The organism is Catellatospora sp. NPDC049609 (genome assembly GCF_040675365.1).
Taxonomy (GTDB): domain Bacteria; phylum Actinomycetota; class Actinomycetes; order Mycobacteriales; family Micromonosporaceae; genus Catellatospora.
Window position 1 is genome coordinate 31,791 of the sequence record NZ_JBFAOU010000015.1, and the last position, 12,631, is coordinate 44,421.

The window sequence follows — 12,631 nt, forward strand, 5'->3', positions numbered from 1 at the left end:
TCAGCGCCGCGGCGCGGCGGGCCGCTGGACCGGGACGAGCAGGTCCCGGTCCGGCGGCGACACCCCGATCGAGCGCATGGCGTCGCCGTAGCGCCCGAACGCGCGCCGGGCCTCGCCGTGCTGACCTCCCGCGACGAGCGTGCGCACCAGCGACCGGTGCGCGCGCTCGTCGTACGGGTCGCGTTCCAGCAGCCGCAGCAGGTAGCCCACGGCCGCGCCCGGCTGCCCCGCGGCGCGGCTGGTGTGTGCGAGCATCCGCAGCATCGCCAGGTACGCCGCGCGCGCCTCCTCGTGCAGCGGCCCGGCCCATTCGGTGTACGGCTCGTCCTCGAACGCGTCGGCCCGGTAGAGCTGGTCGGCGGCGAGCAGGGTGAGCCGCGCCTGCTCGGTCGCCTGCTGCTCGACCAGGCGCCGGGCCCGGGCCACCTGGTCGAGGAAGTCCTCCACGTCCACGCCGGTCGTGGCGAGGTTGAGCGCGATGCTGGCCTGGTCGGCGTTGAGGTAGTGGTCGGCGGGGTGGGCCTTGCCCGGGTCGAGCACCCCGCGCACGATGTTGAGCAGCACCGACAGCCGGTGCCCGGTGCGCTGGCCGTCCGCGTCGGGCCACAGCAGCTCGCACAGCTCAGCGCGCGGCACCGGCCGCCCGCGCCGGGCCACCAGGATGCGCAGCAGGTCCCGTGCCTTGCGCGACTGCCACTGCGACGCGGGCACCACCTGCCCGGCCAGCTCCACCTCGAACCGGCCGAGCGCCCGCACCCGGACCTGCGGCCGGTCCCCGGTGCCGGTCGCCGCGCCGATCCGGTCGGCCAGCGCGTCGGCTCCGGCCAGCCGCTGCGCGCAGAGCATCGCGTCGGCGCGCTCGTCGGCGCCCGCGCCGGGCAGCCGGGCGGCGAGCACGGCGATCCGGGCGGCCTCGACCTCGGCTCCGGCCTCCGTCCAGATCGCCCTGGCCTCGCGCAGCGCGGCGCGGGCCCGCTGCGGGTCGGGCTCGGCGGCGGCGCGCAGCTCCAGCGCGTCGGCCAGTCCCGCGGGCTCGCCCCGGGTCCGGGCCGCCCGCGCGGCCTCGGTGGCCAGCTCCGCGGCCCGGCCCGGCCCGCCCTGGTGCAGCGCGATCCAGCCCTGGGCCAGCAGCGCCGGGCGGCTCAGCTCGGGCCCCGCCTGCTCGGCCGCGGCCTCGGCGTGCGCGGCGGCGGCCTTCACGTCGTCGGCGAGCACCGTCAGCGCCAGCCCGGCCAGCGCGGGCACCAGCACGTGCGCGTTGCCCGCCCCGGAGCCGACCTCGATCACCTGCTCGTACGCCGCCCGCGCCTGCTCGCGCCAGCCGCGCCGCCAGTACAGCTCGGCCAGCCCGAGCACCGCTCCGGCGAAGCGGCGGGAGCCGTGCCGCTGGTAGTGCGCGATCGCGGTGCGGTAGCGCCGGGCCGCCTCGTCGTAGCGGCCGAGCATCGCCAGCGCGTCGGCTTCGTTGCTGGTCGCGATGGCGTGCAGGCTGGGCGACCCGGCGGCCTGCGCGTACACGGCGCACAGCTCGGCCGACTCCAGCGCGGCGGCGTAGTGCGCCTGCTGCAGCCGCTGGTAGCTGCGGTTGGTGTGGATCTGGGTCAGCAGCAGCACGTCGCCGGTGCGCTGCGCGATCGGCAGCGCGAGGGCGAAGTGCTCCTCGCTGCCCGCCGTGTCCCCGGACACCGCCAGGCACAGCGCGAGGCTGAGGTACGCCGCCGCGAGCGCGGTGTCGTCCCCGGCCGCGGCGGCCAGCCGCACCGCCCGGCGCGCCGAGCCGACCGCGGCCTCGACGGCTCCGGCGAGCAGGCTCGCGTGCGCGATCGAACCGGCCAGCAGCGCCGCGTCCCGGCCGGACACCTGCTCCTCCGCCGGGCAGCGGGCGAACACGGCCAGCGCCCCGTGGGCGTCGCCGCGCTGGTAGAAGACGCGGCCCAGCCGCCAGGCGGTGGCCGCGGCCAGCGGCCGCTGCGTCTCGGCGACGGCCTCGTAGGCGCGCTGCGCCCCGCCCAGGTCGCCCGAGGTGCGCAGCGCGTCGCCCAGCAGCAGCCGCAGCCGGTCGTCGCGCTCGTCTTCGGGCAGCTCGCCGACGAGCCGGGCCACCAGCCCGGCGTGCCCGCCGGCGACCATCCGGCCGCCGTGCTCGCGCAGCACGTCGGCGGCCGCCGCATGGTCCCCGGCGCGCACCAGCTCGCGGGCCGCGGCCGACGGCGGCCCGTGCTCGCGGTACCAGCCCGCGGCCGCCCGAGCCGTGGCGCGGCCGTCCCCGGCCGAGGTCGCCGCCCTGAACCCTTCGGCGGGAGCCACGCCCGTTCCGCCGCCGGTGTCCGCGGCGGCCCCCGGTTGCGTGCCGGCTCCGACAGAGGCGATGCGGGCCAGCACCGGCACCAGCCGCTCCACCACGGGCAGCCCGGGGGCCGAGCCGGGCTCGCGCACCAGGATCCCGACCTGGCGCAGCAGGTCCGTCAGCGCGCCCGGCTCGGGCACACCGAGCGCCCCGCACAGGCCCGCCGTCAGCGGCGACAGCCCGCCTGCCCGCGCGATCAGGTGCCGGGCCTGCTCCGACAGCCCGGGCAGGACGTGGTCGCGTACGTAGGCGGCCGCCGGTCCGGAGACGGCCGGGTCGGTGGCGGATCCGTGCAGGCGTACCGCCTCGACGGCGAGCTGCACCAGGGCGGGCCAGCCGCCGGTGTCGCTGTGCAGGCGTGCGGCGAGGTCCGGGTCGGCCGTGCCGCACGCCTCGGCGAGCAGGTCGGCGACGTCGTCGACGGTGCAGGCGAGTTCGGCCGGGCCGGTCTCGGTCCACCGGTCGGCGGCGGGCGAGCGCCACGGCACGGGCCAGCGCGACGCCAGCGCGACGTCGACCCCGGGGCCGAGCGCGGCCACCGCGTTCAGCAGCCGCGCCAGCTCGTCGTCGGGCAGCCGGGGCAGGTCGTCGAGCACGATCGGGCCGTCCGCCTCGGCTCCGGCACGGGCGACGAACGCGGCCGGATCGGTCCCGGCCGGCCACCAGCGGGCCGCGGGCGCGGGATACCAGCGGCGCAGCGCGGTGGTCTTGCCGTAGCCCGCCGCGGCGACGACGACGCGCCGGTTCGGTGCAGGTGCCATGTGAGCCTGGGGTCTCCGATCGTGCTGCCGGACCTGTGCTGACAGGCTGGGGCCACCCTCCGGTGTGGACAAGCATTCTGTCGGAAACGCGTGTTGTGCGCCATGCGGCGGTGGGCGCGCCGCGTTCCGGTGGGCAGTATGGGTGCCATGGCCGACACCACGATCACCGACGCGGGGCAGGGCAGCTACGTCAACCCGGACGGCGCCTTCACCCGCGACCAGCGCTACATCGCCACCCGCATCACCGCCGACGGCCGCGACGGCTACCCCGTCGCGGCGGGGCGCTACCGGCTGGTGGTCAGCCGCGCCTGCCCCTGGGCCAACCGGATGATCATCGTACGGCGCCTGCTCGGGCTGGAGGAGGCGCTGCCGATGGCGGTGGCCGGGCCGACCCACGACAAGCGCAGCTGGACCTTCGACCTGGACCCGGGCGGCCGGGACCCGGTGCTGGGCATCGAGCGGCTGCAGGAGGCGTACTTCGCGCGGTTCCCCGGCTACGAGCGCGGCATCACCGTGCCGGCGATCGTGGACGTGCCCACCGGGCAGGTCGTCACCAACGACTACCAGCAGATGACGCTGGACCTGTCGCTGGAGTGGACCGCGCTGCACCGGCCGGGTGCGCCGGAGCTCTACCCGCAGCCGCTGCGCGACGAGATCGACACCATCAACGAGCAGGTGTTCAAGGACGTCAACAACGGCGTCTACCAGTGCGGCTTCGCCGGGTCGCAGCGGGCTTACGAGGCCGCGTACCGGCGGCTGTTCCACCGGCTGGACGCGCTGTCGGAGCGGCTGGCGACGCAGCGCTACCTGGTCGGCGACACGATCACCGAGGCCGACGTGCGGCTGTTCAGCACGCTGGTGCGCTTCGACGCCGTGTACCACGGCCACTTCAAGTGCAACCGCAGCAAGCTCACGGAGCTGCCGGTGCTGTGGGCCTACGCCCGCGACCTGTTCAGCACGCCCGGCTTCGGCGACACCATCCACTTCGGGCACATCAAGAGCCACTACTACGAGGTGCACCGCGACATCAACCCGACCGGCATCGTGCCCGCCGGGCCCGACCCGTCCGGCTGGTTGACGCCGCACGGCCGCGAGCAGCTCGGCGGCCGCCCGTTCGGCGACGGCACCCCGCCCGGCCCGGTCGCGCCCGGTGAGGAGGTCCCGCCGATCACCGGCTGACCGGCCGCGCGGTGACGCCGGCTCCAGCCGGGCCGGGCGGACCGCCCGGCTGGAGCCCGGTCAGGAGGGAACGGCTGCCGCGCCGACCCGGTCCGCCGTCGCGCCAGGTTCGCGGCTGAGCCACCACCAGCAGCCGACGGCCGCCGCCCCGACCCCGGCGACGATCATCGCGACCCCGGTGGAGCTGCGTTCGGCGAGTACGCCGAGCAGCACCGGCCCGACGCCCTGCAACGTCATCAGGCCGGTGAACTGCAGCGCGAACCCCTGCCCGCGCACCTCGGGCGCGAGCGCGTCGAGGAACGGCCGCTGCACGCCGAGCGAGTAGCAGAACGCCGCCCCGGCCAGGAACATGACGACCATGGCGACGACCGCCGACACCGGCGCCGCCAGCAGCACCAGCGGCCCGCCCAGCCCGGCGATCACGACGGCGACCAGCCGCTCCCGTAGCGCCGGACGCACCAGTCTGCTGTAGACGAGGTTGCCGACGACCATGCCGAGCGGCGCGCACGCCAGGATCACGCCCGCCGTCGCCGAACCGTGGCCGCGCTCGGCCGCGTACGGCACCACCAGCGCCTCGGCCCCGACGATGAACGCCGGTGGCAGCCACTGGACGAGCAGCAGCCGCCGCACCGGACGGTCGCGCAGCAGCGCGGCGGTGACCTGCCAACTCTGGCCGACGGCCGAGCCGGCGGTGGCGGCAGGCGCGGCGAAGTCGGGCAGCGCCAGCCGCACCCACACCGCGCAGACGAGGCCCCCGAAGGCCGCACCCAGCAGCGCCCAACCGGGTGAGAGCGCGGCGACGATCGCACCGCCGAACGCCAGTCCGAGCAGCTGCGCGCCACCGGCGGCGACGCTGGACAGCGCACGTCCCAGCACGTACGCGTCGCCGGTGAGCCGTTCGGCGACCAGCCGGTTGGAGGCCCCGTTGAACACCGGACCGAACACCGCCACCGCCGCGAGCAGGGCCAGGCTCGCGCCGACCGGCAGCGGCAGCAGCGCCAGCGTCGCCGCGGCGGCGGCGTCCAGCAGGAACCCGGCCACGAGCAGCGGCCGGGGGCGCAGCCGGTCGGCGAGCGCCGCCAGCAGCGTGCCCCCGACGACCTGCGGCACGAAGCCGATCGCGAAGGTCAGCGCGGTCAGCACGGGCGAGCCGGTGCGGTCGAAGACGAGCACGGACAGCGCCAGGATCCGCAGCGACCCGGCCGCGATGGACAGTGTCCGGGTCAGGAACAGGGTGCGGAACACCGGCTCGGACAGCACGTCCCGGTACGTCGCCTGCTTCGTCTCGATCACACGGGCGAGCCTTCCGGGCCGGCAGGCGACCGGCGAATGTTTCGTCGAGCGACGTAAGGTCGTGCCATGCTCCGGTTCGAGGTCACCGCGGACGACCTGCTGCACAGCCGGTTCGCGATCTCGCCGCTGTTCGAGCTGGACAGCCTGATCCGGATCCTGGCCGGGCTGTCGCGCGGGCAGCGCCTGCCACCGGGCTGGGCGGGGCGGCTGCGGCCGGCGTACGAGCGGCTGTCGGCGGACCCGGCCATGCGCGCGGTGGTCGCGCTGCACTCCCCCCGCCGCGGTCCGGGGTTCCTGGCTCCGCCACCGGCCGGCCTTGCCCAGACCATCGAGGACGACCTCACCGCCGTCCGCGCCACCCCGCTCGCGCTGGCCCGGCGGGACATCCGGGACTGCCTGGCCCGGCGGGCCTGCCACGATCCCGCCGCGCTCGCGGTCCTGCACGACGCGCGCGTCAGCGAGCTGCTCGCCGACGCGCTGGAGCGGGCCTGGCAGTCGCTGCTGGCCGCCGACTGGCTGCGGCTGCGCGTGATCTGCGAACGCGACGTGCTGCACCGGTCCGCCGACCTCGGCCGGTCCGGCTGGGCGGCCGCGTTCGACGGCCTGCCGCGCGTGCGGTGGCGCCGCGGCGGCATCGAGATCCCGCAGCTGCTCGACGCGGAGGTCGACGTGGCCGGCCGCGGGCTGCTGCTGGTGCCCTCGGTGTTCATCTGGCCCGGCGTCGCCGCCCACCACGAGCAGCCCTGGCATCCCGCGATCATCTACGCCGCGCGAGGCGTGGCCGCGCTGTGGGAGCCGGACCCGCCCCCGGCCGAGGCACTGGCCGCGCTGGTCGGCCGGGCGAGGGCGCGGCTGCTGGAAGCGCTCGCCGAGCCGGCCAGCACCACCCAGCTCGCCCGGTCGCTCGGCCTGGCCCCCGGCGCGGTCGGCGACCACCTGGCCGTGCTGCTGCGTGCGGGCCTGCTGGACCGCGCCCGCTCCGGCCGGTCCGTGCTCTACCGGCGTACGCCGCTCGGCGACGCGATGACCGCCACCGCCTCGCTGTAGCCGATCGCGGAGCCCGTCACCGCGGAAGGACGCGGACCCGGCTGTCCCCCCGGACGACGAGCACGATGTCGACGCGGGACGGCGGCAGGTCGCCCTCGTCCGTGCGCAGCGACCACGCCGGCCGGGTGGTGCCGGGACCGGGTGCCGCCCAGTCGACCGCGGTCAGTGCGGGCAGCCCCCAGGAGGCCTGCGCGTGGGGGTCGGCGACGCCCACGTGGAGCTGGACCCAGGCGTCGTCGTCGCCGACGTTGCGGAAGCCGGCCGGCACCGTGGCCGGATCCAGCACGAACGCGAACCGGCCGGCGTCGTCGGTGCGGGTCGTGCCGACCTCGTGCCACGGGACGACGTCGCCGTCCCCGAACTCGGCGTCGTTCGCCGGCCACAGCTCCGCGTACACCTCGGCCCCCGCCACCGGCTCGCCCGCCGCGTCCAGTACGTGTCCCTGGGCCACGGTCGCGTTGGTGATCTCGATCGGGTCCGGGGCGGCCGCGCCCCGGACGGCGAAGACCGCCACCGCCGCCAGCGCTGCCGCGGCGACAGCCGCTCCGATGGTGACAACTGCTCGTCGCATGGGCTCCCCGTACCGTGCCTGGGTGGATCGGCACACGATACGGACGCGGCGCGTCCAGCACCAGAGCCAGCTCACCGCACCGGCGCGAGCAACGCCCGCTGACGGCTGCCGGACTCAGGCGTCGGCGATGCCGCGGCGCTCGGCGATGGGCACGGTGCCCGCGCCGGGCCGCTCCAGGCGCTGCTGCTCGCGCAGGTGCTCCGGGGCCAGCCAGCGCGCCAGGTGGTAGCCGACGATGGTCACGATGGTGCCCAGCGCGATGCCGCTGAGCTGGAACGTCGGGCTGAACACCAGCGACGTGTCGCCGATGGCGATGATGATGCCCGCGGCCAGCGGCACCAGGTTGATCGGGTTGCCGAAGTCGACCCCGGCCTCCTTCCAGATCTTCGCGCCGAGCAGGCCGATCATGCCGTACAGCACCACGGTGATGCCGCCGAGCACGCCGCCCGGGGTGGCCGAGATGACCGCGCCGAACTTCGGCGAGAACCCGAACAGGATCGCCACCAGCGCCGCGATGAAGTACGCCGCCGTGGAGTAGATCCGCGTCGCCGCCATCACGCCGATGTTCTCCGCGTACGTCGTGGTCGGCGAGCCGCCGACGGCGCTGGACAGCACGGTCGCGACGCCGTCGGCACCGATGGCCCGGCCCATGACCGGGTCGAGGTCGTGGCGCGTCATCTCGGCGACGGCCTTGACGTGCCCGGCGTTCTCCGCGATCAGCGCCACCACGGCGGGCAGCACCAGCAGGATGAACGCGGCCTTGAAGTCGGGCAGGTGCCAGCCGGCGATCTCGTTGCCGTTGGCGTCGACGCTGGTGCGCGGCGGGAACCCGAGCCACGGTGCGCTGGCCACGCCGGACCAGTCGACCCGGTCGTGGGTGGTGGGTTCGCTCGCCCCGGGCAGCAGCGAGGTGATCGGGCCGATGACGCGGTCGAGCAGCCAGGACAGCACGTACCCGAAGACCAGGCCGAGGAAGATGGCGATGCGGCCGACGAAGCCGCGGGCGGCGACCGCGACGACGATGACGAACAGCATCGTCACCAGGGCGACCCACTGGTCCTGCGGCCAGTACACCGACGCCACCACCGGGGCGAGGTTGAAGCCGATGAGCATGACCACGGCGCCGGTCACCACCGGCGGCAGCACGGCGTGCAGCACCCGGAATCCGAGCAGGTGGATGAGCAGGCCGACCAGGGCGAGCACCAGGCCCGCGACCAGGATCGCGCCGGTGACGTCGGCGGAGTCGCCGCCCTGGGCGCGGATCGCCGCGACCGCGCTGACGAACGACGCCGAGGTGCCCAGGTAGCTGGGCACCAGACCGCGCACGATGAGCAGGAAGCAGATGGTGGCCACACCGCTGACCATGATCGCCAGCTGCGGGTTGAGCCCCATGACCACCGGGAACACGAACGTCGCGCCGAACATGGCGACGACGTGCTGCGCGCCCAGCCCGAACATGCGCGGCCAGGACAGCCGCTCGTCGGGGGCGACCACCTGGCCCGGCGGCGGCGTCCCCCCGCCGTAGACCTCACGCCATCGGAACACCCGCGACCTCACCTCCGGCACACCGTCCGCCTACAGGGTGCCTCGTCGGACCGCCCCATCCGGCGCGGCCACGCCGAAGGATCACGGGATGATCGCGTCGATATAGCCGCCGTCGACCCGCAGGGCACCGCCGGTGGTGGCCGAGGCCAGGTCCGAGCTGAGGTACGCGACCATGTTGGCGATCTCGTCCGGCTCGATCAGCCGCTGGAGCAGCGAGTACGGCCGGTACTCCCGCATGAACCGCCGCTGCGCCTCGTCCCACGGCAGCTCGTCGCCGACCAGCTCGGCGACGTAGGTCTCCACCCCGGCGGTGTGCGTCGGCCCGGCCAGCACGGAGTTGACGGTCACCCCGGTCCCGGCAGCCGCCTTGGCGTACCCCCGGGTGACGGCGAGCAGCGCGGTCTTGGTCATGCCGTAGTGGACCATCTCCACCGGCGTGACGATCGCCGAGTCGCTGGCGATGGCCGTGACCCGGCCCCAGCCGCGGTCCATCATGCCCGGCAGGTACATCCGGATCAGCCGGACCGCCGACAGCACGTTGACCTCGAAGTAGCGCCGCCACTCGGCGTCGTCGACCTCCAGCACCGGCTTGGCGCCGAAGATGCCGAGGTTGTTGACGAGGATGTCCAGCTCGGGCGCTGCCTCGCGCACCGTCTCGGCGCCCTCGGCCGTGCCCAGGTCGGCGGCGACGGCGGTGACGTCGGCGCCCGGCAGCTCGTCGCGCAGCCGCGCCGCGGCCGCCTCGGTGGCCTCACCCCGGCCGTTGACCACCACCCGGGCGCCGCAGCGGGCCAGCGCCACCGCGATCGCATACCCGATCCCCTGGGTCGACCCCGACACCAGCGCCCGCCGCCCCGCCAGCTCGATCTTCACCCGGCCATCATCACCACCCGCGCCGGGCGGCGGCGCAGTTTCGGGGAAACTGCGCCGATCGCAGGGTTCGATTCGTGCAGTTCCCCGGAAACTGCAGCATCTGACGGGAGCGCGTGCGGCGGGACGGGCCGGGGACGGCGGGGGCCGACCCGGCGCTGCGGCCGGGTCGGCCCTCGGTGGTTCACCTAGCGGTCGGGTGAGGTCACGGGTAGTTGGTGACGGTGCTCGGCACCGTCGCCGTGCCCTGCGCGGGGCCGCCGGTGGTGTTGATGACGTTGTCGATCACACCGTTGCCGCCCAGCGACACCGTCGAGATGCTGTGGAACCTGACGTTCGGGTTGTTCGGCGTCTCGATGCCGCGCGCGGCGTGGATCGTCGGGTCGACGTTGAAGTAGCAGTACACGCCCAGACCCCACGCCTCGTGGCTGGTGACCGAGTCGGCCACCTTGTACGCGGCGTAGCCTCTGGTCGACCCGTTCATGTACGCGGCCTGGTTCGGCGGGTCGTAGGGCAGCTCGTTCTGGAAGAAGATCGTCCGTCCGCCCTGGCCGTTCCAGACCACGTTGTACTTCTGGTAGTGCTCGACGAACAGGCCGGTCGCCAGCACGTTGTCACCGTTGACGATGACACCCTGGTCGGCCGTGTTGACCGTCCAGCCGATGCCCGCGCCGTGGTCGCCGCGCCACGCCCAGATGTGGTCGATGATGACGTTGTCGCTGTTGACCACGAGACTGGTGGTGGCCTTGCCCGGGTGGGCGCCGCCGATCCGGAAGAACACGTCCGAGATGGACGTCGGGTTGGCCGCGTGGCTCGCCGAGGAGTTCGACGGGCCGAGCTCCAGCAGCACCGGCGAGTTGACCGTGCCGGCGTCGAACAGCACGCCCGCGATCTTCACGCCGTCCACGTCGGCGACCCGCATCGCGACCACGCCGTTGTCCGGGATGATCGTCGCGTAGCCGATGCCGAGCACCACGGTGTCGGCCCGGTTGACGTTGATGGTGCCGTCGATGTGGTAGATGCCCGGCGTGAACAGCAGGTGCAGGCCCTGCGCCAGCGCCTGGTTGATGCGCGCCGCCGTGTCGCCGGGCTTGGCGACGTAGAACGACGTCAGCGGCAGCGAGGTGCCCGGGGTCGCCCCGGACGCCCAGCTGATGCCGCGGGCGTTGGTCCGCAGCGACGGCACGAACACCCGGTAGTTGCCGCCCGAGTCCAGGTAGAGGTAGGGCTTCTCCCGGCTGAGCGGGGTGTTGTTCAGCGTCGTGTAGACCGGGTTCGGGAAGCCGGTCGCCGGAGCGCCGACCACACCCGAGAACACCATGTTCCACACGCCGTTGACCCAGCTGCCGATCTGGCTGTCGCGGGTGTACCACTGCTGCTGCGAGTACGGCCCGACCGCGCCGGAGACGCGGCTGTCGGCGATGTACCCGCCGGAGGCCCAGCCGTAGCCGTTCGGGGCCAGGTTCAGGTCGCCGTGGATGTCCATCCGCCGGAACGGCGCCGCCTGCGAGACGGCCCACCGGGTGAACCCGGCCGACGGGTAGATCGACAGGTTCTCGGCCGAACGCCAGAAGTTCTGCGTGGCGTTGCCCTGGAACCAGCCCGCGTCCACGGTGACGTCACCGTTGATGCGCACATCGGTGGGGTTCTGGCCGAGGCCGACGATGGAGGTGTAGAAGCCGATCTGGGCGTTGAACCCGCTGTAGGTGCCCGGCTTGAACGCCAGCACGTAGCGGCCGGCGCCGAACTGGTCGGACTCCATCTGGTTGAAGACCGCGTCCACCTGCGACTGGATCGTCGCGCCGGACATGCTCGGGTCGAACACCTTCACGTTCGGGCCGAGCGAGCCGCCGCCCTGGATCGGGCCCCCGGGGCTGGTGCTGGGGCTCGGGCTGGCGCTGGGGCTGGGCTGCGTGCTGGGCGAGGTCGGGGTGCCGGAGCGCACGGCGACCTCCCAGAGCGAGTAGCCGTAGCCCGTGGCCCGGGCGGTCATGTAGATGCGCACGTACCGCGCGGACGCCGACGCGTTGATCGTCGTGGTGCCGCCGGTGCCGGTGGTCGTGCTCCACACCGAGGTCCACGTCGACGCGTTGGTGGACACCTGGATCTGGTAGGCCGTCGCGTAGGCGCCCTCCCAGGTCAGGATGATCTGGCAGATCGGGGTGGCCACGCCCAGGTCGATCTGGAGCCACTGCGGGTCGGCGAACGCGCTGGACCAGCGGGTGCCCGTGTTGCCGTCCACGGCCGCCGAGGCCGGGGTGCCGGCGTTCTCGACCGACGACGCGGTGGCGGGCTTGCCCTGCGCCACATTCGTGGTGCCGCAGCCGGTGCCGCCGCCGATCTCGCCGTAGACCTGGAACTCCCACAGTGAGTAGCCGTAGCCGGTGGCCCGCGCGGTGCCGTACATCCGCACGTACCGCCCCGAGCCGGTGACGTTCAGCGTCTGCACGCCGCCGGTGCTGGTGGTGGTGCTGTAGACGCTCGTCCAGCTGGTGCCGTTGGCCGAGGTCTGGATCTGGAAGGCGGTGGCGTACGCCGCCTCCCAGCGCAGGACGACCTGGCTCAGGGTGGCGGTGGCGCCCAGGTCCACCTGGATCCACTGCGGATCGGCGGCGGCGCTGGACCAGCGGGTGCCGGTGTTGCCGTCGACCGCGGCGGTCGCCGGCGTGCCCGCGTTCTCGACGGACGACGCGGTGACGGGCTTGCCCTGCGACAGCAGGGTCACCGCGGCGTTCGCCTCGGTCGAGACGACGACCGTGTATGCCATGAGCAGTACGCCGACGACTGCGAGGACGAGGGCGTACAGGGGTCTGCCGCGGGCGGCGGTCAGACGTAGGACGGATTGCATCTCTTCTCCCTGGTGAGGGGCTCCGGACGGGGGCACCGCCCCGGGCGAGCGGGGACGGGTGTGGGACGGTAGAGAGCGCTCTCTGGAAGAGAGAGTTATCGCTTGTTGAATGCCTGTCAAGAGCGTGTTTCGTCCATGTGACACAGCGGGCCCGCCGACAAGCCCGCTGG

Annotated in this window: 8 protein-coding genes; 2 read left to right on the top strand and 6 right to left on the bottom strand. The window is 74.2% G+C overall.

What is annotated here, in order from left to right; all coding sequences use genetic code 11:
- Positions 1 to 3,108 (bottom strand): BTAD domain-containing putative transcriptional regulator, encoded by a 3,108-nt coding sequence (locus tag AB0J67_RS06920; protein WP_363477190.1) that lies wholly within the window; start codon positions 3,106 to 3,108, stop codon positions 1 to 3.
- 138 nt (positions 3,109 to 3,246) lie between these two features.
- On the opposite strand from AB0J67_RS06920, the gene AB0J67_RS06925 reads away from it, so the two are divergent.
- A complete protein-coding gene (locus AB0J67_RS06925; protein ID WP_363477193.1) occupies positions 3,247 to 4,287 on the top strand; it encodes a glutathione S-transferase C-terminal domain-containing protein in 1,041 nt (346 codons plus the stop codon).
- Positions 4,288 to 4,347: 60 nt separating this feature from the next.
- Here AB0J67_RS06925 and AB0J67_RS06930 read toward each other — a convergent pair whose 3' ends face one another.
- A complete protein-coding gene (locus AB0J67_RS06930) occupies positions 4,348 to 5,580 on the bottom strand; it encodes an MFS transporter (protein WP_363477196.1) in 1,233 nt (410 codons plus the stop codon).
- 66 nt (positions 5,581 to 5,646) lie between these two features.
- Between AB0J67_RS06930 and AB0J67_RS06935 the strand changes: the two genes are divergently transcribed.
- A complete protein-coding gene (locus tag AB0J67_RS06935; protein ID WP_363477199.1) occupies positions 5,647 to 6,627 on the top strand; it encodes a DUF5937 family protein in 981 nt (326 codons plus the stop codon).
- A gap of 16 nt (positions 6,628 to 6,643) precedes the next feature.
- Here the strand turns inward: AB0J67_RS06935 and AB0J67_RS06940 are convergent, their stop codons facing one another.
- From AB0J67_RS06940 to AB0J67_RS06955, 4 genes are all read right to left on the bottom strand, one after another.
- Positions 6,644 to 7,198 (bottom strand): hypothetical protein, encoded by a 555-nt coding sequence (locus AB0J67_RS06940; RefSeq protein ID WP_363477202.1) that lies wholly within the window; start codon positions 7,196 to 7,198, stop codon positions 6,644 to 6,646.
- A gap of 114 nt (positions 7,199 to 7,312) precedes the next feature.
- Entirely contained in the window at positions 7,313 to 8,743 is a 1,431-nt protein-coding gene (locus AB0J67_RS06945; protein ID WP_363477205.1) for a solute carrier family 23 protein, read from the bottom strand.
- A gap of 81 nt (positions 8,744 to 8,824) precedes the next feature.
- Positions 8,825 to 9,616, bottom strand: a complete 792-nt coding sequence (locus AB0J67_RS06950; protein ID WP_363477208.1) for an SDR family oxidoreductase — start codon at positions 9,614 to 9,616, stop codon at positions 8,825 to 8,827.
- A gap of 202 nt (positions 9,617 to 9,818) precedes the next feature.
- Complete coding sequence (locus AB0J67_RS06955) at positions 9,819 to 12,461, bottom strand: discoidin domain-containing protein (protein ID WP_363477211.1); 2,643 nt, start codon at positions 12,459 to 12,461, stop codon at positions 9,819 to 9,821.
- Positions 12,462 to 12,631: the final 170 nt, after the last annotated feature.